22 protein-coding genes and 2 pseudogenes are annotated in these 23,834 nt (G+C 69.7%); 16 read left to right on the forward strand and 8 right to left on the reverse strand.

What is annotated here, in order from left to right; all coding sequences use genetic code 11:
- Window positions 1–129 precede the first annotated feature (129 nt).
- Complete coding sequence (locus tag ACWC21_RS34825; RefSeq protein ID WP_450887827.1) at window positions 130–912, reverse strand: methyltransferase domain-containing protein; 783 nt, start codon at window positions 910–912, stop codon at window positions 130–132.
- Between the two features lie 230 nt (window positions 913–1,142).
- On the opposite strand from ACWC21_RS34825, the gene ACWC21_RS34830 reads away from it, so the two are divergent.
- Window positions 1,143–1,721, forward strand: coding sequence for a DUF6082 family protein (locus ACWC21_RS34830; RefSeq protein ID WP_450887829.1), 579 nt, complete (start codon window positions 1,143–1,145; stop codon window positions 1,719–1,721).
- A gap of 58 nt (window positions 1,722–1,779) precedes the next feature.
- Here ACWC21_RS34830 and ACWC21_RS34835 read toward each other — a convergent pair whose 3' ends face one another.
- Window positions 1,780–2,328, reverse strand: a complete 549-nt coding sequence (locus tag ACWC21_RS34835; protein WP_450887830.1) for a dihydrofolate reductase family protein — start codon at window positions 2,326–2,328, stop codon at window positions 1,780–1,782.
- 216 nt (window positions 2,329–2,544) lie between these two features.
- Between ACWC21_RS34835 and ACWC21_RS34840 the strand changes: the two genes are divergently transcribed.
- Both ACWC21_RS34840 and ACWC21_RS34845 read left to right on the forward strand, forming a co-directional pair.
- The gene (locus tag ACWC21_RS34840; protein ID WP_450887832.1) at window positions 2,545–2,862 is read left to right on the forward strand and encodes a DUF2089 domain-containing protein; all 318 of its coding nucleotides are present in this window, start codon (window positions 2,545–2,547) and stop codon (window positions 2,860–2,862) included.
- 10 nt (window positions 2,863–2,872) lie between these two features.
- Window positions 2,873–3,229: an SHOCT-like domain-containing protein gene (locus ACWC21_RS34845; RefSeq protein ID WP_450887833.1), complete on the forward strand. Its 357-nt coding sequence runs from the start codon at window positions 2,873–2,875 to the stop codon at window positions 3,227–3,229.
- A 57-nt stretch (window positions 3,230–3,286) separates the two neighbouring features.
- Here ACWC21_RS34845 and ACWC21_RS34850 read toward each other — a convergent pair whose 3' ends face one another.
- Entirely contained in the window at window positions 3,287–4,921 is a 1,635-nt protein-coding gene (locus ACWC21_RS34850; protein WP_450887834.1) for an alkaline phosphatase D family protein, read from the reverse strand.
- A gap of 138 nt (window positions 4,922–5,059) precedes the next feature.
- On the opposite strand from ACWC21_RS34850, the gene ppk2 reads away from it, so the two are divergent.
- Complete coding sequence (gene ppk2, locus ACWC21_RS34855; RefSeq protein ID WP_450887836.1) at window positions 5,060–6,055, forward strand: polyphosphate kinase 2; 996 nt, start codon at window positions 5,060–5,062, stop codon at window positions 6,053–6,055.
- Window positions 6,056–6,093: 38 nt separating this feature from the next.
- Entirely contained in the window at window positions 6,094–7,056 is a 963-nt protein-coding gene (locus ACWC21_RS34860; RefSeq protein WP_450887838.1) for a YihY/virulence factor BrkB family protein, read from the forward strand.
- Window positions 7,057–7,084: 28 nt separating this feature from the next.
- Here the strand turns inward: ACWC21_RS34860 and ACWC21_RS34865 are convergent, their stop codons facing one another.
- Window positions 7,085–7,576, reverse strand: a complete 492-nt coding sequence (locus tag ACWC21_RS34865) for a hemerythrin domain-containing protein (protein WP_450887839.1) — start codon at window positions 7,574–7,576, stop codon at window positions 7,085–7,087.
- Between the two features lie 265 nt (window positions 7,577–7,841).
- On the opposite strand from ACWC21_RS34865, the gene ACWC21_RS34870 reads away from it, so the two are divergent.
- Both ACWC21_RS34870 and ACWC21_RS34875 read left to right on the forward strand, forming a co-directional pair.
- The gene (locus tag ACWC21_RS34870; protein ID WP_450887841.1) at window positions 7,842–8,012 is read left to right on the forward strand and encodes a hydrophobic protein; all 171 of its coding nucleotides are present in this window, start codon (window positions 7,842–7,844) and stop codon (window positions 8,010–8,012) included.
- Window positions 8,013–8,417: 405 nt separating this feature from the next.
- Window positions 8,418–8,897 carry a hypothetical protein gene (locus ACWC21_RS34875; RefSeq protein WP_450887842.1) on the forward strand — a complete coding sequence of 160 codons (480 nt, stop codon included), beginning with the start codon at window positions 8,418–8,420 and terminating at the stop codon, window positions 8,895–8,897.
- A gap of 200 nt (window positions 8,898–9,097) precedes the next feature.
- On the opposite strand, the gene ACWC21_RS34880 is transcribed toward ACWC21_RS34875, so the two are convergent.
- Window positions 9,098–9,670 carry a MarR family winged helix-turn-helix transcriptional regulator gene (locus ACWC21_RS34880; protein ID WP_450887844.1) on the reverse strand — a complete coding sequence of 191 codons (573 nt, stop codon included), beginning with the start codon at window positions 9,668–9,670 and terminating at the stop codon, window positions 9,098–9,100.
- Window positions 9,671–9,973: 303 nt separating this feature from the next.
- Here ACWC21_RS34880 and ACWC21_RS34885 point away from each other — a divergent pair, with 303 nt between their 5' ends.
- The 8 genes and pseudogenes from ACWC21_RS34885 (at window position 9,974) to ACWC21_RS34920 (ending at window position 15,953) form a co-directional block, all read left to right on the forward strand.
- Entirely contained in the window at window positions 9,974–10,516 is a 543-nt protein-coding gene (locus ACWC21_RS34885; RefSeq protein ID WP_450887845.1) for a CBS domain-containing protein, read from the forward strand.
- 682 nt (window positions 10,517–11,198) lie between these two features.
- Window positions 11,199–11,843: pseudogene (locus tag ACWC21_RS34890) on the forward strand (molybdopterin dinucleotide binding domain-containing protein); the annotation flags it as partial.
- 1 nt (window position 11,844) lies between these two features.
- Complete coding sequence (gene narH, locus ACWC21_RS34895; RefSeq protein WP_450887847.1) at window positions 11,845–13,467, forward strand: nitrate reductase subunit beta; 1,623 nt, start codon at window positions 11,845–11,847, stop codon at window positions 13,465–13,467.
- The gene (gene narJ, locus ACWC21_RS34900) at window positions 13,464–13,982 is read left to right on the forward strand and encodes a nitrate reductase molybdenum cofactor assembly chaperone (RefSeq protein ID WP_450887848.1); all 519 of its coding nucleotides are present in this window, start codon (window positions 13,464–13,466) and stop codon (window positions 13,980–13,982) included. The genes narH and narJ overlap by 4 nt, the downstream gene beginning before the upstream one ends.
- Window positions 13,979–14,719 (forward strand): annotated as a pseudogene (narI, locus tag ACWC21_RS34905) (respiratory nitrate reductase subunit gamma). Before narJ ends, narI begins: the two are co-directional and overlap by 4 nt.
- 174 nt (window positions 14,720–14,893) lie before the next feature.
- The gene (locus ACWC21_RS34910) at window positions 14,894–15,286 is read left to right on the forward strand and encodes a gas vesicle structural protein GvpA (protein WP_450887850.1); all 393 of its coding nucleotides are present in this window, start codon (window positions 14,894–14,896) and stop codon (window positions 15,284–15,286) included.
- A 90-nt stretch (window positions 15,287–15,376) separates the two neighbouring features.
- Window positions 15,377–15,589 (forward strand): helix-turn-helix domain-containing protein, encoded by a 213-nt coding sequence (locus tag ACWC21_RS34915; RefSeq protein ID WP_450887852.1) that lies wholly within the window; start codon window positions 15,377–15,379, stop codon window positions 15,587–15,589.
- A gap of 118 nt (window positions 15,590–15,707) precedes the next feature.
- Window positions 15,708–15,953: a DUF5133 domain-containing protein gene (locus ACWC21_RS34920; RefSeq protein WP_450887854.1), complete on the forward strand. Its 246-nt coding sequence runs from the start codon at window positions 15,708–15,710 to the stop codon at window positions 15,951–15,953.
- 39 nt (window positions 15,954–15,992) lie between these two features.
- Here the strand turns inward: ACWC21_RS34920 and ACWC21_RS34925 are convergent, their stop codons facing one another.
- Together ACWC21_RS34925 and ACWC21_RS34930 are read right to left on the reverse strand one after the other, a co-directional pair.
- Window positions 15,993–16,646, reverse strand: coding sequence for a response regulator transcription factor (locus ACWC21_RS34925; RefSeq protein WP_450887856.1), 654 nt, complete (start codon window positions 16,644–16,646; stop codon window positions 15,993–15,995).
- A 4-nt stretch (window positions 16,647–16,650) separates the two neighbouring features.
- On the reverse strand, window positions 16,651–17,856 hold the full coding sequence (locus ACWC21_RS34930) for a sensor histidine kinase (protein WP_450887858.1): 1,206 nt from the start codon (window positions 17,854–17,856) through the stop codon (window positions 16,651–16,653).
- A gap of 165 nt (window positions 17,857–18,021) precedes the next feature.
- Here ACWC21_RS34930 and ACWC21_RS34935 point away from each other — a divergent pair, with 165 nt between their 5' ends.
- The gene (locus tag ACWC21_RS34935) at window positions 18,022–19,239 is read left to right on the forward strand and encodes an abortive phage infection protein (protein ID WP_450887859.1); all 1,218 of its coding nucleotides are present in this window, start codon (window positions 18,022–18,024) and stop codon (window positions 19,237–19,239) included.
- 61 nt (window positions 19,240–19,300) lie between these two features.
- Here ACWC21_RS34935 and ACWC21_RS34940 read toward each other — a convergent pair whose 3' ends face one another.
- Window positions 19,301–23,470 (reverse strand): beta-galactosidase, encoded by a 4,170-nt coding sequence (locus ACWC21_RS34940; RefSeq protein WP_450887904.1) that lies wholly within the window; start codon window positions 23,468–23,470, stop codon window positions 19,301–19,303.
- Window positions 23,471–23,834 lie beyond the last annotated feature (364 nt).

Here is a 23,834-nt window from a genome sequence, read left to right on the forward strand (position 1 = left end):
GACGCAACCTGCGACAGGCACAAACGGCCTGACCGCTTTCCTGGCGGCACGAGGGGCGGCACCGTACCGCCCCACGGTGACTGGTACGCAGCGACCGGCCGGGCAGTTCAAAGACAGGCGCGAACCCCGTCAGGGCTTGGTCTCGGCGACGACGATGTAGAACGTCACCGCGGCGAAGAAGGGGCCATGCGTGAGATGACTCAGCCAGTCCTCTGCAGCCCGGTCGGTGAAGTAGCCTGCCTCGACGGCTCGACCAGTGGTGCGTTCCAGGCCGAGGATCTCGTCCGCGACGTGGACGTCGCGGAAGACCGGGGTGACCGGGACGACCGTGGGCACGGTGAAACCGCTCCCGGCCGCCAGGCGTGCGAGCTGCCTGCCGATGCCTGCGTTGCGGACCACCCGTTCGGCCACGTGGCGGGTGTAAGCACGCGTCAGGTCGCTGTCGGGATGGTCGACGGTCAGGGTCTCCCAGTCGGGTTCGCCCATGACGAGCCGTCCGCCCGGCCGCAGGACCCGGCGGATCTCACTCAGCGCTGCCAGGGGATCGGCGACATGCTGCAGTACCCGATCGGTGCGGGCACGGTCGGCGGTGTGGTCGGGCAGTGGCAGGTCGTGAACGTCCGCGTGCCGTACGTCCACAACGGCCTGTCCGACGGTGCGTGCCCGGGCGGTGTCCACCATCTTCCGGTCGTGGTCGATGCCGATGACAGCGCCTTCCGGGGTGACCGCCCGGGCAAGTGCCCCGAGGTCGTTACCGGGACCGCAGCCGAGGTCGAGCACCCTGTGCCCGGCACGCAGGTCGAGTTCGTCGAGCATGCGCTGTTTGTAGGCGCGGCCGAGATCGCTGGTGGCGAGCCGGTCGAGGTAGGTGACGGGGTCGGGTTTGGCGTTCTCGAACGAGGATGACGTCATGCGTCTCAGTCGATCAACCTCCGTTCACACACCGCCGCGTCGACGCTGCGCACTCCGTCAGGTGACTTCGCTCGCAGACATGGGTAGGCAAGTCCGAGACGCCGGGGGGGTGTCGTTCGCTCTCGTGCTAGGGGCTTGAGTCGATGCGAACGAGGAAGTCGGCACGGAAGCTCGTCTGGGCAGTTCTGACGGGAGCTTTCGCTCTCGGGCTGGTTCTGGCGACTCCCTTCATGCTCATGGCGCTCGGCCCGCGGAACGCCGACTGGGAAAAGCTCAGCCAGATCAGCCAGGCCTACGGAGCCCTGTCGGTGATTTTGTCGGCAGGGGCCCTCGCCGGCGTGGCGGCGTCACTGGCCTACCAGGCAAGACAGACCCGTATAGCAACAGAGGAGACAACCTGGACAGCCCACCGTGAGCTGTTACTGCTGTCGCTTGCCGACACCGAGTTCCTGACTTGCTGGGAACCGCCCTCCATCGCGGTCACCCTGGAGGAGTGGCGCCGCATCGTCTATGCCCATCTGATTGTTCAGGACTGGGAGAAGAGCTACCAGTTCGGCCTGATCAACGATGACCAGTTGACCAGGACATTCGCCCTGCACTTCCGCGGGCAGACGGCGCGCGACCACTGGCGCAACTCCCGTGACTTCTACCTGCAGCACGCGGCCGCCGGCGAGAACCCGCGGTTACACCGGTTCGCCGGTCTTGCCGAACGGGCCTACCAGGCAGCAGTCGCCGCCGGACCACCGATCTCGAGCGCGGACTACTTCTTGCATGCGGACGAGCCTGAGCCGCGTGCGTCGACTGCCTGAAACGATCCGGCCGGGTGCTGTGACCGCACGGCTCCGGGGCTCGTGACGGACCACGAGCTCACCGCTGGCTGGCAGGTTTGCCCGGAAGTTCTGTGCGACTGCCCCGGCAGGAGTAGACGATCTCCACCGAGCCGCCGGGGAGGGGGCGCTCCCGCTGGAACGTCAGCCCGGTGTCGGCGCTCAGCGCGGGTGTCAGGCGCATCCCAGCGCCGAACATCAGCGGCAGTACGACCAGTTCGAGGGTGTCGAGTGCGCCGAGGGAGTGGAAGGCGCCGATCGTGCGCGGTCCCCCGATGAGATGCACGTCGCCACCCCGGTTCGCCGCGCGGACCTTCTCCAGCAGCCGCACCGGGTCACTGTCGGTGGTGACGTGATCGGGGGTGCCGTCCGGACGGTGTGAGCCGAGCACGAACACATCGAGGTCCGGCCATGGCCAGCGGGTGTTGGTGAGCGCGGGCTCGAAAGTGGTGCGGCCCATCAGGGCCGCCTCGCAGTCCTGGAGGAACTCCCGGATGCCGTGGCTTTCGCCCGAGACGAACGCAGGGTCGGCAGTCAGTGCCGGCCATCCGCTCGGAGTGGTCACGTAGCCGTCAGCACTCATGCTCATACGGGCTCGGATCCGCATGTTCTTCTCCCTGTGGCGTTCGGTGCCTGTTGATCACAGAGTCGCGGGTCGCGCCTCCACCTGAGCGTCGATCGGAAGACCCGTCGATCGACACGCTGCCGAGAAAAATTCTCCTCGACGATCACGACACGGGCCTGCGGCCGCGCGCGGGGAGCGCACGGGCAGGAACTGACGGACCTGACGCAGGGGCGGCCGTTCGTGGTCGAACGGGTCCGCCTCACCGACAGCGGTGTCGCCGTCGAGGGGCAGTTCGAGCCGCCGCAACTGGCTCTGCTCAGCATCGACGACCAGGTGCTCGTCGCCGCGTTCGTACGGTCGCACGGGTCGATCAAGGAGATGGAGCGGACCTTCGGGGTGAGCTACCCGACGGTCAAGTCCCGGCTGAACCGGATCGCGGGGCAGCTCGAGTTCGTCGACACCGACCCGGCGCCCAGCGGCGCGGATGTCCTCGACCGCCTGCGGCGGGGGGAGATCAGCGCCGAGGAGGCGCTGGCCGAGCTGGAGAGGTCCCGATGATCCCCCCGGGGTGAGGCCGACCGGCGCGCTGCGCGGTGTCGGCCGACTGGTGTGGGCATGGCCCGGCACCCGCTTCGAGGGCCGGCCCAAGTACCTGCGTGTGGTGATGGAGGACGACTCCGAGGGCGGGGCGACGCGGATCAACATCCGGGTGCCGCTGCAGCTGCTGCGCGCCGGGGTCCGGCTCACCAGCCTGATCCCTCCGCAGGCGGTGACCAAGGTCAACGCGCAGCTGAACAAGCAGGGGCTGCCGATCGACCTCGGCGAGCTCAAGCCGCAGCACCTCGAGGAGCTCATCGACCAGCTCGACGACGTCACCGTCGACCTCGACGACCCCGACTCCAAGATGCAGATCTTCTGCGAGTGATCCGCGCTCCCAGCGCGTTCGCGCCCCCCCGGGCTTGAGGTGAGGTCACGGCCACGTCTACGACCGGTCGTCGGTGAGAACGGACTCGTGAACGGTGCGCAGGGTCGCGTTCGGCATCGTGCGTTCCAGGCGGAGGTGGGCCGAACGGCCGCGCAAGGTCAGGGTCATCAACTGGTTGCCGAACCAGGGGCCGCCCTGCTTCCGCCAGCCGACCGGCGGACGGGGGCAGCGGCCGTGCCGGGCGAGGAGGCGTCCCAGCAGGCGGGCGGGTGTGCTCCAGCCGAAGCGGAAACCGATCCGCATCGTCAAGGGTACGGAGTTGTGCACGGGTGAACAGGTGAGCTGGACGACGGGGAGGCTGGGGCCGCCGGACGGCCAGGAGGCCTCGGCGAGGTAACCGTGGTGGACGTCACCGGACAGTACGCACACGGTTGCGGGGGCGGTCGGGGCGGCCCCGGCCTCGGCGAGGAGATCGGCGAGGTCGGCGAAGGAGCGGGGGAAGGCCGCCCAGTGCTCCAGATCGGCCCCGCGGCGCAGCCACTCGCCGAAGCGGGCCCAGCGCTTCCCGCGTTCTCCGGCACACAGAGCCGCGTTCCAGGCCTCGGTGTCGTGCACCAGGTGCGGCAGCAGCCAGGGCAGGGAGGTGCCGATCAGAAGGTGGTCGTAGGAACCCTCGTCGGCCAGCACCTGCTCGCGCAACCAGGCCGCCTCGCCCGGGTCGAGCATGGCACGGCGGTCCTCGGCGAGGACCCGCGCGGCCCGGGAGTCCACCATCACGACGCGGACCCGGCCGAAGTCGCGCCGGTAACTGAAGCGTACCGAGGCGGAATCGGCGTCGGCCTGCTCTGCCAGAGCGCGCAGTGCGGAGGTGCCGTCCGGCGTGGCGTGTACGGCGGCCCAGGTGGGGTCCTCGGCCAGTTCGGTGGGGGAGAGGTTGCCCAGGTGCTGGTGGACCCAGTAGGACATCAGGCCGCTGAGCAGCCGCTCCTGCCACCAGTCGGTGGTGCGCATGTCGGCGAGCCAGGCGGCGGAGGTGTTCCAGTCGTCCACGATGTCGTGATCGTCGAAGATCATGAAGCTGGGCACGGTGGACAGCAGCCAGCGGACCTCGGGGTCGAGCCAGGATTCGTAGTAGAGGTGGCAGTACTCCTCGTAGTCGGTGACCTGGCCGCCGGGCGGCTTGTCGAGGTCGCGGCGGCCGGCGAGCCAGCGCCGGGTCTGCTCCGAGGTCTCGTCCGCGTAGATCTGGTCGCCGAGCAGGAGCAGGACGTCGGGGCGTACGGCCTCGGGATCGGCAGCCAGCCGGGTCGCGAGGGTGTCGAGGGCGTCCGGGCCGACGGGATCCTTGCCGTCGGCCGGGGGCGCGGCCCAGCGGCACGAGCCGAACGTGACCCGGACGGCGTCGCCGGTGCCCGGCGAACGGATGACGGAGGGCGGGAAAGAGGAGTCCGACAACGGCCACACCAGGGTGTCGTCCAGGACCACTTCGTAGGAGGGGGACGTGCCGGGGCGCAGGCCGGTCACCGTGATCAGCGCGTAGTGGTGCCCGGCCACCTGGAAGGTGGGGGCCGTGCCGCCCGCGCCGTCCGAACAACGCACCTGTGCCGTGCAGGGCTCGCTGGTTTCGACCCACACGGTCGCGCACGAGCCGTCGGTGTACCTCAGCAGCGGTCCCAGGCGTAGTTCAGCCACAGCGATCGCCCTCCTGTCTCTTGCCGTACGGAAAGGAACGACCGTAGCGACGGTACAGGGCCGCACAGTCGTGCGTCTGGGGCCGGTCTGCGCGGGCACGCGGAGGGGGTGGGCGGTAGGGCGAACAAGGGCGGTGGCGTGGCCGAGCAGGAGCAGGGGACGCAGGCACGGGGGAGCCGGGGCACAGGGCGTGAGGACGACCTGTTGCAAGGGCTTGCGGTGGACGACCGGCAGCCGGAGCGGCCGGTGCTTCTCGGCGGCGACGGCCGGCCGATCGAGACCTGGCGGGAGAACCACCCGTACGACCATCGCATCGGTCGGCGCGAGTACGAGCGGACCAAGCGGATCCTGCAGATAGAGCTGCTCAAACTGCAACGCTGGGTGAAGGAGACGGGGCAACGGATCGTCGTGGTCTGCGAGGGACGGGACGCGGCCGGCAAGGGCGGCACCATCAAGCGGTTCACCGAGCGGCTGAACCCCCGTGGCGCCCGCGTGGTGGCACTGGACAAACCGACCGAACGGGAGGCGGGGCAGTGGTACTTCCAGCGGTATGTGACCCACCTGCCGGCCCGCGGTGAGATCGTCTTCTTCGACCGGTCCTGGTACAACCGGGCGGGCGTCGAACGGGTCATGGGGTTCTGCACGGACGCCGAGTACCGGCAGTTCCTGCGGCAGGCACCGCTGTTCGAGCAGCTGCTCACCGACGACGGCATCCTGCTGGTGAAGTTCTGGTTCTCGGTGTCGCGTGCCGAACAGCGCACCCGGTTCGCCATCCGGCAGATCGACCCGGTGCGCCGCTGGAAGCTGTCCCCCACCGATCTGGCCTCGCTCGACCGCTGGGACGACTACACCGCGGCCAAGGTCGACATGTTCCGGGCCACCGACACCGTGCACGCACCGTGGACGGTCGTGAAGAACAACGACAAGCGGCGGGGCCGGTTGGAGACGATGCGCAGCCTCCTGGACCGTTTCGACTACCCGGCCAAGGACCACGCGGCGGTGGCCACGCCCGATCCGCTCGTCGTCGGCGCGGCGGACACCCTGCTGGAGCCGGGCGAGGAACCCACGGCCCTGTCGCCGACGCCGCTGGCCGGCCCGGGCGGCGGACCCGGGAACCATCCGGACCCGAGGTGACGGCCGGCCGCAACCACAGGTGAGGGGAGCCACAGACGATGGGAACGGTGGTGCAGGTCCCGCAGACACGGGACATGGTCGGAGACGAACTCTCCGGCGACGAGGCGTTCACCGCGCTGCGACGCTACGGGGGCATGCGACTGCTGCTCGACGCGCTCTCCAGGTTCCGCTACGCCGACGGCTTCACCAACGCGCGTGCCCTCGCTTTCCAGATCGTGCTGGGCATGGTGCCGTTCACCATCGCGCTCGTCGGGCTGGCCACGGCCGCGCACACGGAGAGCGTGGGCCGGATCATCGAGCTGACCCTGGGCAGGATCGTGCCGGGAGCCAGCGGGGACGTGGTCCGGGACGCGCTGCGCGGTACCCGCCGCACCGCCGGCTCCGGCACCTGGAGCAGGGTCGCGCTCTTCCTGGGGCTGGTCTTCTCCGTCCTCAACCTCGCCTCGGCCATGGGCCAGGTGGAACGGGGTGCCAATCGCATCTACGGCATCGAACGGGACCGGCCCTTGCTGCGGAAGTACGGCAGGGCCGTGCTCCTCGCCTTCGCCGCCGGTGTCCCGATGGTCCTGGGCTTCCTCGTGCTGGTGGCCGGCGAGGCCGTGACCTCCGCGACGGCCGAGGCGCTGAACCGGTCCAGGCCGCCCGGGTGGTGGGGCGCCCTCGAGGTGCCCGTGGGGACGGCCCTCGCCTGGATCGCCTCGGCCGTCATCTTCCGCTGGTCACCGCGGCGGGACCAGCCCGGGTACACCTGGCTGGCGTTCGGCTCCGCCGTTCACCTGGTGCTGTGGGTGAGCGCGACCTGGTTGTTGACGCTCTACGTCTCCCGCAGCGGCTCCTTCGGTGCCGTGTACGGGCCCCTCACCGCGTTCGTGGCCCTGCTGCTGTGGGCCAACCTGACGGGGATGGCGCTGTTCCTCGGCATCGCGTTCGCCGCGCAGCTGGAGGCGGCGCGGGCCGGGCTGGGCCGGGCCGTGCGGCCGGACCCGGGGCCGGGGCCCTGACCCCGGCCCCGGACGCGCGTCGACGCGTTCAGGAGTTCACGATGCGGCGTACGTTGTCGACCGAGCCGCAGCCGTCCTTCAGCCGACGTGCGCGCTCCTCCTCGAAAGCCACCCCGAGTTCCTCGCGTCGCTCCATCGCCACGTTCTCGCGGGCACCGTTGAGGATGGTGCGCTCCTCCTCGTCGGCGTGGTGGGTGACCGCCTCCACCAGTTCCTCCAGCTTCGCGTCCCACTCCTCGGAGCCGACATCCTCGACCTCCAGGAGGGCCAGGAGCGCCTTGTTGCCCTCGTCGTGCTCGTGCTCCCCGTGCTCGAGCTCTTCGTCGTCGATGTCCTTGTACCGCTTCAGGGCGGGATAGACCTTGGCCTCCTCGGCCAGGGCGTGGGCGATCAGCAGGTCCGCGAAATCCCGGAGCGCGGCGGCCCGGTCTGCTTCGACGCTGCGCATCAGGCGGAACAGGTCCTCCATGCGCCGGTGGTCCTGAAGGATGAGCTCGACGACGTCCTGTGTCCTGGCCATGGGGAGAGCACCACTTTCCTGCGAACGGTTGGGGTCACTACCGCCTACCCTCGCCGCCCCCGCTGATGACTCCCCGGCTCCGCGGCCACGACGCTCCGTCGGTACCCCGCCCGGCCGTACTGCACCGTCGTCCGTGCGCGGACGCTGAGAGTGTGTGCGGTGGTGAAAGTGTGCCGAGTATCCGTGAGAGCGGTGGAGAAACCAGGGAAATCGACCGTGTGTTCTTCGGTTGGCCGGGCATCCGGAGCGTCGGAGGTTGATAACTATGGTTCCCCTGCTTCTCGTTCTGCTGCTGGCTCTGATCCTCTTCGGCGCGGGCTTCGCGCTGAAGGCACTGTGGTGGATCGCCGTGATCGTGCTGGCGGTCTGGCTGCTGGGCTTCGTGGTCAGGACGGCGGACAGCGGCGGCCGTAAGGGCCGCTGGTATCGCTGGTAACGCAAACGGTGCACGCCGCGACCGCGGGCCCCGGGGACACCCCGGGGCCCGCAAGCATGTCGGGGGCGATACACCCCATCGGTCCGTTCGATGCGGGCCAGGGCCGGTCGCTGCCGCGGTCCGGCAGGTCCGGACGGCGCAGAGCCCCGAATCGTCCCAGTCGTCCGTCGTCCAGTCGTCCGTCGTCGCTCCGGGGTGCCACGGAGCGGCCGTCACAAGGTTTTCGCAAGGTTCCCCGTAGATCCTCGTCCCACGGGCCGTCAGGCGGACCCGCGGCAGGCACTGCGTGCCGCGGAACGGACCGACGCCGGCCCGCGCAGGGCTCGCACGAGTGACGTTGTCACCCGCCCTGCCGACAGTCGGACGAGGCGTGGCCGAGCCGACGTGACAAGAGATTGGAACTGCATGCGCAAGTTGATGTCCGGAGCGAACCGGACGGCCGTCGGGATCGTTGCCACCGCCCTGATGGCGTCCGCAGCCGTCGTCGCCGGGGCGACGACGGCATCCGCGGACGGCTGCGTCGGTCCCCTGTGCGGCGCGGTCAAGAACAGGACCGGCCGCACGATGAGCTACACGATGAGTCTGGGCGAGGGCCCCCACTTCTGTGACGTGTGGAACTGGGGCGGCGGTACCGGAAGCGAGTTCAAGCACGCCAAGTGCGAGCAGGAGTCGTTCGGCAACGGAACGCGGGGCGGCAACGGCACCGGCAACGACGTCGACGCCTTCACATTCGCCGCCAACGGGTACCACGAGCGGTTCTCGCGGGTGGGTACCTGGCACTGGCGGCAGAAGGGTGTCTGGACGAAGATCCGCAGCGGAGAGATCGCCGACTGCGGCATCGGCGACGGCAACGAGGTCTGGTGCACCGTGCTGGTGCAGGCCTGAGACACCGGGAGGCGGCGCACGACCCGTAGCCGCCTCCCGGCGTGACCGCGTCGGCGTCGCGAGGCCGGAGCCCGGCGAACGGCCACGCCGCCGGCCGGCCCCGTGCCGGAAGCCCACCGCCGCCGACATGGTCGACCGGGGCAAACCTGGTGGACGCGCCCCCCCCGCGTGCGGGCCGGGCCTCGGGCCGCCGGACGGTCCTACGGCGTGGGGTTGAGCGGATCGTCGACGACTCCGGCGAGGCGACCGGCCTCGCCGTCGGGGTCCAGACCGAGTTCGAGGTCGGCGGCGGCTGCCGTCAGGGCCCTGAGCGCCGGGACCAGACCGCCGCGCTCCTGCGCGGGCAGACGCTCGACCAGTGCGCGGATCTCCGCCCGCCGATGGCTGAGCACGCTCTCGACAAGCTCCTGCCCCGCAGGCGTCAGCCGCAGTACGACCTCCCGTCGGTTGTCCGGGTTGACGCGCCGGTCGATGAGGTCCAGGGACTCGAGTCGCTCGGCCATGCGCAGGGCGGTGGACGGGGTGACCCCCAGGGTGGCGGCCATGGCGGCGAGCTTGATGGGGCCGCAGCTGTGCAGGGCGACCATGGAACGCAGCTGGGGCAGGGTCAGCGGCACCTCGACGGAGGCCAGCGCACGGGCGGAGAGTGCGACGACCAGACGGGAAGCGGCCATCACCGCCAGGGTCACCTCCTCCGCCTCGCGGTCCAGTACGTCGTCCGCGGTGGGACGACCCTGAGGTGGCTGCTCCTGACGGTCGCCCTGCTGAGCCATGGAACCCTCTCTGCGTGATTGCTGTGCCCGAACGGCGCCCCTCGAGTCATCACTCGGGGCGACCATTGCAGACTGCAATGATAAGCTTCCGGCAGCACGGGCCGAGCGGACGCGACGGCACCGTGCCGAGGGTGATGACCATGAGAACCGAACCGATACACGAAGCCTATTCCTTCGTATGCCTGCGCTGCGGGCACGGCTGCGAGGGTGCGTACGAGATCCGGCACATCCGCGACGGCTCCGGGCGTCTGCGTGCCGACTACTTCGTGAGGGGCGGCTTGAAGGTGCCGTCTCAAGCGCTCGGTGCTGACCGAGAAGCTCGCCAGGCGCGGTCTGCACCTGACCCGCGAGTACTCCATCGATCCGCTCGAGGTGCATCTCGTGCGCCAACTGGAGACACCGGCCACCGTCACCTTCCGCGGCGACCGGCCGGCGGGGGAGATCACCGCGTTGCTGCGGGCCGCCCACGACGCCGGCGACCCCGAGCGACTGCTCGCCCAGCGCCTCTACCCCGTGCTCGACGAGGACGGCACCGTGAGCGGCGTCGTCACCCGCCATGCGATGGTCCACGCCGATGCCGCCGACCGCACCCCGCTCGCCGACCTCGCCGCCGGCCCCGTCGTCGCGCACGCCGACGAGACTCGGCGAGCTCTGGCCAACCGGATGGCGCAGCACGAGGTGACCCGACTGCTCATCGTGACCCGGGGGCCGCGTCCCCGTGTCGAGGGCATCATCAGCCTCCGTGATCTGCTGACCGCCCGGCGCGTCGACCATCACGAGGAACACCACGCCGAACGTGTCCTCAGGCTGCGCACCCGCCGTGTCCCCGTCACTGCCACCACCTGAGTGAACGGTCCCGCCCCGAATCCCCATGTGGTGCACAACTATTGCAAAGAGCAAGGAAAGCTCTGTATAGACATCATCAACTCTCCGTAGTCATGTGAGCGCATTGGGTCACCGTGGTCGACGCTGACGGAAGCGGAACGCGGGCCTCGACGGTCTCGGCCGTCGAGGCCCGCGTGCTTCGCCGACTGCGGAGGGAGTGAGCACAGTGGGACGGCGCGGTGCCCGACGGGAAGCGGAACGATTGGCGGCGCTGGCTGCCGATCAACTCCTGCGCGTGGGTGGGATGCTGCGACGAACCGCGACCACACCTGATCTGCGCGCGGCGTTCCGTACGGATCAGGACGTCAACGACACTCCCTACCGGGAGCGCTGGGCGCACGACAAGGTCGTCCGCTCCACTCACGGCGTGAACTGCACCGGTTCGTGCTCGTGGAAGGTCTACGTCAAGGACGGCCTGATCACCTGGGAGACCCAGGAGACCGACTACCCCTCGACGGGCCCGGACCGGCCCGAGTACGAGCCGCGCGGCTGCCCGCGCGGCGCGTCCTTCTCCTGGTACACGTACTCGCCCACGCGCGTGCGCCACCCGCACGTGCGAGGCGTCCTCCTGGAGATGTACCGCGAGGCCCGCGCGCGGCTCGGCGACCCCGTGGCGGCATGGGCCGAGGTCACCGGCGATCCCGGCAAAGAGGCCCCGGACCGGCGCTATGCGCCGTTCACGGTCAACACCGAGCACCACAAGCCCTGGCACACCCTGACGGGCCGCCAGCACTTCTGTCTCGACCACGACTGGATGGCCGAACTCGGCGAGCAACTACCGGTGTACCGGCCACCCTTGGACCTCGCCACGCCGACCCGCTCCGCGGAGCGGGAGGTCGATGTCCGCTACCTCACCCCGCACTCGAAGTGGTCGATCCACTCCGAGTACCAGGAGAACCTGCTGATGCAGACCCTGGCCCGCGGCGGCCCCGTCATCTGGATGAGCGTGGCCGACGCCGAGGCCATCGGCGCGTACGACAACGACTGGGTGGAGGCGGTCAACCCCAACGGCGTCGTGGTCGCCCGCGCCGTCGTCTCCCACCGCATGCCGACCGGCACGGTGTTCATGTACCACGTGCAGGAACGCCTGGTGAACGTGCCCCGCACCGAAAGCACCGGCCGGCGCGGCGGCGTCCACGACGCCCTCACCCGAATCATGCTCAAACCCACCCATCTCATCGGCGGATACGCCCAGTTGTCGTTCGCCCCCAACTACTACGGACCCACCGGAAACCAGCGCGACGCCCGCACCGTGATCCGCCGCCGCGCGCAGGAGGTGCAGTACTGACATGCGCTGTATGGTCCGGATCGCCATGGTCATGAACCTCGACAAGTGCATCGGCTGCCACACCTGCTCGGTCACCTGCAAACAGACCTGGACCAACCGCAAGGGCACCGAGTACGCCTGGTTCAACAACGTCGAGACCCGCCCCGGACAGGGCTACCCCAGGGGCCACGAGGACCAGGAGGAGTGGAAGGGCGGCTGGCGCCGGGACGCCCGTGGCCGGCTCGTCCCCCGCACCGGAGGACGCGCCCGCCGTCTGGCCCGGCTCTTCGCCAACCCCGAACTGCCCTCCCTCCAGGACTACTACGAACCCTGGACCTACGACTACGACACCCTTGTCTCCGCACCGCTCGGCGACGACCTGCCCACTGCCCGGCCCCGCTCCCTGATCGACGGCCTCCCCACCACGGTGACCTGGGGACCCAACTGGGACGACGACCTGGGCGGCGGGCCCGGTCACCTGGCGGGCGACCCGGTGCTGAGGCAGATGAACGAGCGGGTCCGCCTGGAGTACGAGCAGGCCTTCATGTTCTACCTGCCACGCATCTGCGAGCACTGCCTGAACCCCTCCTGCGTGGCGGTCTGCCCTTCCGGGGCGCTCTCCAAGCGGATCGAGGACGGCATCGTCCTGGTCGACCAGGACCGCTGCCGGGGCTGGCGGATGTGCGTGAGCGGATGCCCCTACAAGAAGGTCTACTTCAACCACGCCACCGGCAAGGCCGAGAAGTGCACCCTGTGCTACCCGCGCGTGGAGGCGGGCGAGCCGACCGTCTGCTCGGAGACCTGCGTGGGTCGGCCGCGCTACCTCGGCGTCATGCTCTACGGCGCCGACAAGGTGGGGGAGGCCGCCGCAGCCGAAGACGAACGCGACCTGTATCAAGCCCAGTTGGGGTGTTTCCTCGACCCGCACGACCCCGAGGTGGTCCGCGCCGCCGAGCAGTCGGGCATTCCGCACGACTGGATCACGGCGGCCCGTCGCTCCCCGGTCCGCGATCTCATCACGACCTACCGGATCGCACTGCCCCTGCACCCCGAGGACCGGACGATGACCATGGTCTGGTACGTCCCGCCGCTCTCTCCCGTGGTCGAGGCGCTCACCCGCAGCGGCCACGACGGGGAGGACCCATCGGCCCTCTTCGGCGCGATCGACTCGCTGCGCATCCCCCTCGGATATCTTGCCGGCCTGTTCACCGCGGGCGACACCGCGCCCGTGGAAGCCGTGCTGTGCCGCCTGGCCGCGATGCGCGCCCACATGCGCCGCATCAACCTCGGTGAGGAGCTCGATCCGGCCATCGCCCGCAGTGTGGGCATGGACGAACGGTCCATCGAGGCCATGTACCGACTGCTGGCGCTCGCCAAGTACGACGAGCGGTACGTCATCCCCACGACCTACGTCGCGGAACCCGGCGGGGGAGGGGCGGACGGCTCGGGGTGCAGCCTGGGGCACGACGGCGGCCCCGGTATGTACGGCACGGACGCCATGGAAGCCTTCCACGCCCCGCCCGTTCCGACGGAAGCGGGCACCGGGGCGGCCGGCGGGCTGCGTGGCCGGACGAACCTCCTCAACTGGAACGGCCGCGGCCGACCACGTGGGCTCTTCCCCGACCGAAAGGCCGAGCCGCGATGAACCAGCACCGTGCGGTGCACCAGGCCGCCTCCCTGCTCCTTCAGTACCCCGACCAGCGCTGGGAGGCCCAGCGTGCCCTCGTGATCGAATCGCTCGGCGGGTTTCCCGGCCCGGCGACGGAACCGCTGCTGCGGTTCTGCCGCCGCACCGCTGACATCCCCCTGCTCGACCTCGCGGCCCACTACGTCACCACCTTCGACCGCAGTCGGCGCCGCACTCTCCACCTGACCCACTACACGGACGGAGACACCCGCCGTCGCGGCGCATCCCTCGCCGCTCTCAAAGCCCGTTACCGGCAGTGCGGCTGGGAGCCGACCGACGGTGAACTGCCCGATCACCTCCCTGCCGTCCTGGAGTTCGCGGCACGCTGTCCGGCCGTCGGCCGTGCCGTGCTGCACGAGCACCGCGGTGCCCTCGCACTGCTCGCCGCCGGCCTCGCCGCCCAGGGGAGCCCCTATCTCGACGTGATCCGAGCCGTCCGGACCACCCTCGACGAAGGAGTACGCCTCGGATGACGCACCTGCGTATCGCGCTGTGGGGTGTACTGCTCTACCTCGCCCTGGCCACGCTGGTCACCGGGACCGCCTGGCGCTACCGCTACGACCGCTTCGGCTTCACCACCCGCTCCAGCCAGCTCCACGAGTCCCGGCTGCTGGGCATCGGCGGACCCCTCTTCCACTACGCGCTGTTCCTCGTCATCGGCGGGCACGTCATGGGCCTGCTCGTCCCCGAAGCCCTCACCCGGCGCCTGATGATCAGCTAGGAGCAGTACCATGCCGTCGCCCTGGTCATGGGAGGCACGGCGGGCATCGCTACCGGCTGCGACCTCGCCCTTCTGCTGTACCGCCGGCTGCGTGTGCCCGCGGTGCGCAAGGCGACCAGCCGCAGCGACCGCGCGACCTACCCGCTGCTGGCTCTCGTCGTGCTGGCCGGCCTCACCGCCACCGCATCGTCGGTGGCCCGCCCCTACGACTACCGGCTCGGTGTCGCCGTGTGGTTCCGCAGCCTGTTCACCCTGGATCCGGACATCACCGCCATGGCACACGCACCGCTCGCGTACCAGGTGCACGCGCTCCTGGCGCTGGCCCTCTTCGCCCTGTCGCCGTTCAGCCGCCTGGTCCATGCGTTCACGCTGCCGCTCGGCTACGTCGCCAGGCCCTATGTCGTCTATCGCTCCCGTGGCCGTTCCACCGCCCACCGGACGCGGACGCTCGGCGCCCACGGGACCCGCCGGCAGCCGTCCGCACGATGACTGCCCCGGCGTGCCGGTCCACTCCGTCGGCATCGTACTGGTGTTTGGCCGCCGTCGGTCGGGGCTACTCGCACGTGGAAGCTTGCGTCGCAGCGAGGGACGGCCAGGCCGGTGCGGTGCCGGCGGTCTCCGCCGACGGGACCGTGCAGAGACGGACGACAAGGGGTGGTCGCGATGACCGTGGCGACACAGCAGGGTGGCGGGGGCGGTTCCAGTGGCCTCTACGATGTTCTGGAGCTCATTCTCGACCGCGGGCTGGTGATCGACGCGTTCGTGCGCGTCTCCCTCGTCGGCATCGAGATACTCAAGATCGACATACGGATCGTGGTCGCCAGCGTCGACACCTACCTTCGCTTCGCCGAGGCGTGCAACCGCCTCGACCTGGAAGCGGGGCCGCGCAAACCGGCCGGGCTCACGGAGCTCACGGGACAGCTCACGGAGTCCGGTGCCCGCGGGAAGACCAAGGGAGCCCTGTCCGGCGCCGCCCAGACGATCTCCGATGCCTTCCAGCAGGCACGGGACGAGGGCCGGGAGCGTCAGGGCGACCGCCGCGGGCAGGAGAGGTGAATGAGAGACGGGCAACCACCTGATCGTCACATGACTCGCGGTGATGTGGGCAACCGGTGATCACATAGCGACCTTGTGAGAGGAGACCTCGTGCAGAAGGGGAAGTGGATCACAGGCGGTGCCCGCGAGCAGTTGGCGGAGACCTTCGCTCGGGAGTACGGCGAGGGCCGGTCGATCCGGGCCATAGCCGAGGCCCATGGACGGTCCTACGGCTTCGTCCACCGAGTGCTCACCGAAGGGGGCGTACGCCTCAGGGCCCGCGGAGGTGATGTACGCACCGAGGCCGCCCGCTCGGCGTCGTGACGACGGTGCATACAGTGATCTACTGGGGGCACACGATTTTCCCGGTTGAAGTATCTGTTCGTTCGCGACCGTGACGCGAGCCCGGCAAAGGGTTCGCAGCTCGAGAGGGATTGTCGCTGTGCTGCTGCCTGCGGAGAAAGAATTGCGTGCGGTGCTGGCCCGCTTCGCCCATGCCCGTTTCCGGCATGACCTGCAACCCACCGGCCACTCGAGCCGTGAGCTGGAGGACACCTCCCACACGCTGTGCGCCATGACCGGCTCCCGGTCGGTGGACCAGGCCCTCGTCGCGGCCGACGCCCTGCTGGAACGGATGCGGGCGGACCGGCGTACGACCACTCGGGCGATCCAGACTCTGGCCGCCTGACCCCGACGAAGACGTCGTCGCCCGGATGCTGCCGGCCGGTCAGGACGGCGGGCCGGCGTCGTGGGTGAGGAGGGCGAGCTGGACGCGGTTGTCCAGCTCCAATTTGGCCAGGGCACTGGAGAGATGGGCCTTGACCGTGCCGACGGAGAGGTGCAGGCGGGCGCCGATTTCGGTGTTGGACAGCCCCTTGGCCACGGCGGCCGCTACCTCGCGCTCCCGCTCGGTGAGCCGCATGAGCTGCTGCCGGGCGTGTTCGGCCCGATGGCCCGGTCCGGCCGCCGCATGCTCGATGAGGGCGCGTGCGGCGGACGGTGACAGCGCGGGCTCGCCGCGGGCGGCCCGCCTCACCGCCTCGACGATTTCCTCCGGCACGGCATGCTTGACGAGGAATCCGGCGGCACCGGCCCGCATCGCCTCCAGCACCAGCCCGTGTTCGTCGAAGGTGGTCAGCACGATCACCTGTGGGGCCTGGGCACCGCGACGGGTGAGCGCCCGGGTGGCTGCGAGGCCGTCCATGACCGGCATCCGGATGTCCATCAGGACCACGCCGGGCCGGTGTTCGCGGACGGCGGCGGCCACTTGGGCGCCGTCCGCCACTTCCCCGACGACCTCGATTCCGTCCGCCCCACGCAGCATCATCTTCAGACCGGTTCGTACCAGGGGGTCGTCGTCGGCCAGCAGCACTCGGATCATGGAGTCACCTCGGGGGCCACGGTAGCCGGGCGCGCAGTGTGAAGGCGCCGTCGGCAGCGGTGTGGTCGAGTGTGCCGCCCTCGAGGCGGACGCGTTCGGCGAGCCCGGTGAGTCCGGCGCCGGTACCCGGGATCGAGTCGCCGGTGTGCGGCGATCCGGTCAGCTCATTGCGGACCTCCACCGTGAGGCCGCTGCCCGGTCCCCCTGTCAGGCGCAGGCCGACGGATGCGCCGGGCGCGTGTTTACGGGCGTTGGTCAGGCCCTCCTGGGCCACACGGTAGACGGTTCGGTGCAGTTGCGGCCGCAGTTCGTGGACGGCATCGCCGGCCAGCCCGGTTCGGAAGTCCACCGGCTGCCCCGTGGCACGGGCGTCCGTGACGAGACCGTCGATGTCCTCGATGCGCGGCAGCAGCGAGATCTGCTCGCCGCCCTCGGTGTGCAACAGGCGCAGCACCTCCTGCAGTTCCTCCACCGCCTCGTGCGCGTTCCCCCGGATCACTTCGGCGCTCTCGGCGACCTCCGCGCTGCTCAGCGCGGGGCCCTCACCCGCCTTGGCCTGCCGTGTGCGGTAGGCCAGAGCGCCCGCGTGCACGGAGAGCAGTGAGATGCGGTGCGCCAGCACGTCGTGCATCTCACGGGCGATGGCCCGGCGTTCACCGAGTCGGGCCTCGTCGAGCCGGCGTTCGTGCTCGGCCCGGGCCCGCTCGGCGTCCGCACGCAACCGCTCGACGAGGAGTCGCCTGGAGCGCAGGGCGTTGCCCGAGGCGAAGGCGGTCAGGAGGTACGCCAGCGAGAACGCCGCGTCGGACCACAGGTGGTCGCCCGTCCCGAACAGCAGTGGACCGGATGGCACCATGAACACCGCGTACGCCGTGAGCACCGGCAGTGCCCGACGCCAGCGCACGTGGAGGGCCAGGTTGCTGACGATCACCGCGCCTGCGGGCAGGGCGCTGCCGGCCAGTGCCACCGCGGGCAGCCCGAGCAGGGCCACGGCAAGGGGGAAGCGGCGCCGCCACCACAGGGCGAGGCAGGCCACGAGCCCTGGCAACGGGTCCAGCTCCGTCGCCCACCCCGGCAGATCACCCTGCTCCTTCACCACTCCGAGGACCACCATGCCGAGGAAGACGGTCCCGCAGAAGAGCACTGAGTCCACCGCCCAGTCGCGCAAGGTACGCCCGGCCGGGAGGGGCAGGTCGGGGCCGTTGGTCATGGGACGAGGGTAGGCGGGCCGAGCAGAACGCGCGCCACGGCCGATCGGCCAGAGTTTCCTGGCCGGTCGGCGGAGGCTTCCCTCGCTCCGCAGACCATCGGCGAATGCCGCTCGACCGCGGTGGCCCCGCAGGCTGCTTCCATCCGAGGAGACAGGAGGAACGAGATGGGTGCACCCCGGTTCAGCAGGGCTCGGTTCTTGGGACTCGCAGGAGCCGTCGCACTCGGCACGCCGCTGCCTGCCAGGCACGCCGCTGCGGCCGGCCGGCACGACAGTACGCATGTCTTGGCCAGTCCGAGCCGGGAAGGAGCCGCGGGGCCGGGCGGCGGGGTGACGTACCGGGGGGTCGTCTACGAAGTGGGAGAGGGGGAGACACCGGCGACGGCCTGGAGCGCGGCGCGTACCCGGGCCGATCTGCGGACGATTCGCCGCGATCTCCATGCCGACACGGTGAAGATCACTGGCGATGGCCTCGAACGGCTCACGCGCACCGCGGCCGAGGCGGCCGAGAGCGGTCTGAACGTGTGGCTCGAACCCACCCTCGGTGATGTGCCTGCCCGGGAGATCCTCGACCACCTCGCGGAGACCGGTCGGTTCGCCGAACGACTGCGCCGGCAGGGAGTGCGGGCGCATCTGAACGTGGGCTGTGAGTTCTTGCTCTTCGTTCCCGGGATCGTGCCCGGAGCGACCGCGGTCGAACGCATCGAGAACCTGAAAAGGGGCAACTACGACCCGGTCACGACGGCCCGGCGGCTGCGCCGCTTCACGGCGCGGGCCGCTGCCGTCGGCCGTTCGGTCTTCCGCGGGCCGTTGTCGTACGGTGCCGCGCAGGACGAGGACGTGGACTGGGACCTGTTCGACCTGGTGTGCATCGACTACTACGGCTACTTCCCGAACCGCGCCGGGCACGTCCGCGAGCTGCGCGAGTACCAGCGTCACGGCAAGCCGCTCGCGATCACCGAGTTCGGCTGCTGCACCTTCGAGGGTGCGCCGCGCCTGGGCGGCATGGCGTGGGATGTCGTCGACTACGGGACAACACCGCCGCAGGTCAGGAAGGGCCTGGTGCGCAGCGAGCGCACGCAGGCCGCGTACCTGACCGACGTGTTCCGGGTCTTCGAGTCGATGGGCCTGTACGCGGCCATGGCCTACACCTTCGTCACCCCGGACGCCCCGCACCGCCGCGAGCAGCGGCTGGACCTGGACATGGCCGGCTACAGCCTGGTCAAAGTCATCCGGGACCGTCCGGCGGATCCGGATTCTCCCTGGCACTGGGAGCCCAAGGAATCGTTCCGAGCCCTGGCCGGCGAGTACGCCCGCGGTGGCCGGGCGTGGAGGTCCGCCTCCACGCCGCCACGAACACCGCCCCGCGGCCGACCTGACTGAGTCCTCGACCCAGTCAGGTCCCCACCGTGGGCCATCGGGGCCGCACCTTCCGCACCACCTTTCAGCCGCACGTCAGCGTCGGCACTGCCCAGTCACCGTGGTCGCTGCCGTTGCCGTCGGCGCCGTCACCTACCTTGAGGTCGACCACCTGTGCGCCGCTGACGTCGACGTCGATCGGCACCGCGGCCTGTTTGCCGCGGATCGTCGGCGTGGTCACCAGGGTCTTGCCGTCGGCGATCACGGAGAAGGTCACCGTGCCCGCTCCGCCTGTCTCGTCGTCGACGCCGACGTCCGCCGTCAGGCGAGAGCACTTTCCGGCGAGGTAGAGCTCGACGTCGCTGACCGCGTTGGTGCCCAGGCCCTTGGCGTAGCCGACGCCGCCGACAGTGATCGGACGGCCGTCCCCGGACGCCTGCTCGCCGACGCTGCTGTCACGCTCGACCGGGCCCCACCCGTTGGTGGACGACAGGAACGGCAGGTCGCTCACGGCGATCCGGCCGGCCGGCGGAGCCGGCGGGATCCCGCCGATGATGCGCTCGTCTGCGTCGGCTGCCTGCCGTCCGTGCCGCAGGTAGTGCACCGTGGCGGTGAGCGCCGAGGCTGACGGCAGCTTCCCGGCCGGCGGTTGGACCTTCCAGGTGAAGGTGGCCGATTCGCCGGGTCGCAGTCGCTTGGCCGACGTGGGGCTCGTGGCACTCACGCTCCAGCCGTCGGGTGCGGAGAGCGAGGCCGTCAGGCGGGAGGCGGACGGTCCGCCCTTGGGCACCCGCACCGTCGCCGCGGCCGTGAAGGGCTGCCCTGACTGCGCGGTGTTCGGAACGTCCAGGGTGACATCCGTCCCCGGCCGCTTGGGCATCGCATACTTCTTGTGGTCGTAGCGGGGACTGTCGTTCTGGGCGACACGCAGGGACGAGGCGAAGCTGCCGTAGTCGGTGAGCGAGACCTTGCCCAGTCCGCCGGTACTGCCGTCCAGGTTCCACACGGCGATGGCGATGCTGTTCCCGCCGTTCGGGTGCAGAATCCCGTTGGGGACCGGGAAGGTGTGCTGGGGGCCGAGGTAGTTGACGTAGTTGCCGACCTGCCAGCCGTTCACGAAGACCGTGGCACGGTACTTGCGTGACGGATCGTCGGTGAACGTCAGCCCGAGCGAGGTGTCCTGGCCGCGCGGAAGGTCCAGGCCGACGTCGGTGCGGTACCAGGAGACGCCGGGACGGGTGTCGGTCGCCGGCAGGGACACCCGCTTCCATGTGCCGTCCGGGTAGCCCGGCAGGGACCAGCCGGCCCGCTCGCCGTACAGGCCGCCCGTCGAGAGCGGACCGCGCACCGTGTCCTGCAGTTCCTCACCGCCCCGTACGCCCTGCAGCCGCCAGGTGACGGAGGTCAGCGGCGCCCCGACGAGGGAGGCGCTGGTCAGACCGCGCGCGGTCTTGTTGCCGTTCGTCGAGCTGTAGTCCTCCTCGTGCCCCATGTTCACGGTGAGCACCGAGATGACGTTGTCCCCCTTGGACTTCACCGAACCGGCCGGGAAGGTGAAGTCGGCGCTGCCTGTGGTGGAGCTGCCCAGGAAGGTGCCGTTGAGCCAAGCGGAGAAGGCCTGGGCGTCCCCGCCGGAATCCGATACCAGGTGGATTCCCTTCTCGTTGCCGTCGGCACGGAAGCGACCGCGGTACCACGTGTTGCCCGTGTGGAAACCGTAGTCGTCCGCATAGAGCACCGGCAGCGAGTTGACGCCGGAGACGCTGTTCGTGGTCGCCTTGTCGGCCACTTGCCAGCTCGAGTCGTCGAAACCGGGGGCCGCTTCGGGGGACTCCTCTGCGTGTTTCCAGTTCGTCAGCGTCGGCAGGTGTATCGGGGCGGCCACCGGGATCTTCCCGGTGTGGCTGCCCGCGTCGCCGGCCCGGGTGTCCAAGGCCCTGCCGTTCCAGGTGACATGGCGGGAGGAGGTGAACACCTCGATGTTCTTGTCGTCGGCGTTGTCACCGGTGAGCGCCAGCGTGTGGCCGCCGTCCAGACTGGTCGCCGTCCGCAGCAGGTGGGTGCCGCGCACGAGTACCGGGCCGTTCGCCGTGTCCTGACGCCAGAAGGTCTCCGCCGTGGCCTTGTCGCCGACGAGCAGCAGCAGCGGGCGCGATCCGCCGCCGCTGACGTTGATGCGGATGAGGCCCTTGTGCGTGTAGTTCAGCCGGAGGTCACCGGTGGCCTCGTCCCAGGCCGACGTGACCGTGCCGCCGCTGGTGGTCACGGTGGGCCTGGAGGAGTAGCGAAGAACGGTTTCGCCGTCGCTGCCCGGGTCGCCGTAGAGCACGGCGACGTCCCGGTCGCCGATGGCCGCATGGGTCATGATCTCCGACGTCGAGTACTGCAACTGCGTTTCCCCGAGCCGGTAGTTCGCCACGATCACGTGGGAGTCGCGTCCGTCGAGGGTGATCGCGGTGCCCGGCTGCTGCGGCACGACCGGGTAGGTCGGTTCGGAGGCGGCGGCCGTCGGCACGTCGATGGCGTCGATGGACACGTAGTCGTCCGTCGACCCCGGGCTGTGGTTGCCGTCGACGACGATCCGCAGTGTGTGCGCCCCGGGCGTCAGGCCGGTCTTCTGGAAGATCACCGCCTGGTTCTCGCCCCCGGAGTCGTCGACCGTCGCCACCTTGGTGCCGTCGAGGTAGACGTCGGCGTTGCCGTGGTTGTCGGTCTTCGAGCCGATCCAGCGGATCGCGGTGCCGTCGAAGGGGACGGTGACCGAGTCACCGGCCTTGTTGGAGAACGACTCCGTGTGCTTGTAGTCGCCGCCGGTGTAGTTCGTGTCGGCCACGTGCGACCACGAACCGGTGTACTGCAGCGCGGAGTCCGGGTCGTCCCAGGTGTAGTGGGTGTCCGTGGACGGCTGGGCGTTGAAGTCCAGCGAGATGTGGGTCTTGTCGACCGCCGTGGACGTGGAGTTCCCGTGCCGCAGGACGTGGAACTGCGTCTTGGTGTCCGGGTTCATCCGGGCGGTGTCGACGATCGCGGAGTCGTCGGGCGGGGTGGCCTTGATCGCCTCGGTCTTGGTCAGGGGGGCCACCGACTGCGTGAGGTATCCGATCAGCTTGTCCTCGTAGTACTTCGGATCGAGCTGGCGGTTCTCACGGATCGCGGCCCCGTAGTCGTAGGAGGTGTAGTTCTCCGGCATGCCGAGCCAGCCCCAGTTGGTGCCGCCGTAGGTCATGTAGAAGCTCTGCGCGGTGGCACCGACGGCTATGTTCTGCTTGTAGAACACGTTGGCGAACTGGTCGTTGATCAGCTGGGCGCACTTGTCGTAGCCCGGCCCGCCCCAGGGGTCGAAGGCGCCGCCCTGGAACTCCGGCGAGTACAGCGGCCTGCCGTCCGGGTGGTCGTAGCCGATGTCGGGTACGCCGTTCCACTTCGAGGGGTTCGAGCAGTTGAAGCCCTGTGGGTAGGAGTCCGGTCCGTCGACGTCGAGGGCGCCGGCACCGGAGTTGAAGGTGCCGTTGTTGTTGCCGGTCAGCGGCACCGTGATGCCATCGGCTCGGGCCTTGTCCTCCAAGTGCTTCATGTAGGAGCGCCCGGCGTCCGAGCCGTTGTAGTACTCGTTCTCGACCTGGTAGGCGATCACCGATCCGGTGCCGTTGGTCAGTTGGTGGCGGGCGATGATCCGGTCGATCCGCGTCAGCCATTCGTCGGCGTACTTCAGGAACTGCGGGTCGTCACTGCGGTTGTGCCCGGCCTTGGTGGTCATCCAGCCGGGCAGGCCGCCGCTGTCGACCTCCGCGTTGATGTACGGTGCCGGGCGCGCGATCACATAGAGCCCGGCCTCCTGGGCCATGTCGAGCAGCTTGTCGACGTCGCGCACCCCGCTGAAGTCGTACACACCCGGCTTCGGCGAGTGGTAACCCCAGTCGAAGTACAGCGACGTGGAGTTGAAACCTGCGGCCTTCATCTTCTGGAAGATGTCGCGCCACAGGTCCGGACTCGGGAGCCGGAAGTAGTGGAACTCGCCGGACCACAGGTAGGTGCGCTTGCCGTCGACGAGGAACGAGTAGCCGTCGAGACTCACCGTGTGCGCCTGTGGGCCGGCGGCAGCGGCGGCGGGTGCCTTCCCGTCGGCCTCGTGCGCCACGGCGGGCGCCGTCATACCCGTGGCGAGGGCGATGGTCGCGGCCGTCGCGAGGGCCGCCCTCCACCACCGACAGCGTCCGGGTCTCGCAGTTTTCGAACCGATCCGATTACCCCGCACTGCGGCCTCCATACCGCCTGAGCAATCAGCATCAAACAGACTCAGGCAAAGTCGAACAGTAAGGGGGTGCAGGGCGCAGCACAATGGGGCGGGAGTACACGGCGGACACGGTCGGGCCGACTCATTCGGACCAGTGCACCTCGGAGTGCTGCCGTGCGTCCACCGGCTGGATCGATTGGGGCGGCGTCCTGTTGAGCAGGGTGGTGAGTCCGGCACGTATCTGGAGGTGACCAAGCTGTGCTTCGAGGGGATCGTCGGGACAGCCGTACGACGGGATGGCGTTTCGGCTCGACTCCGGCCGCCGGGAGGCCGGAGAGCCAGGCCGCGGCCGGAGGACGCGGCGCCCGGCGATCGCGTTCGACCT

Source organism: Streptomyces sp. NPDC001348 (genome assembly GCF_053597535.1).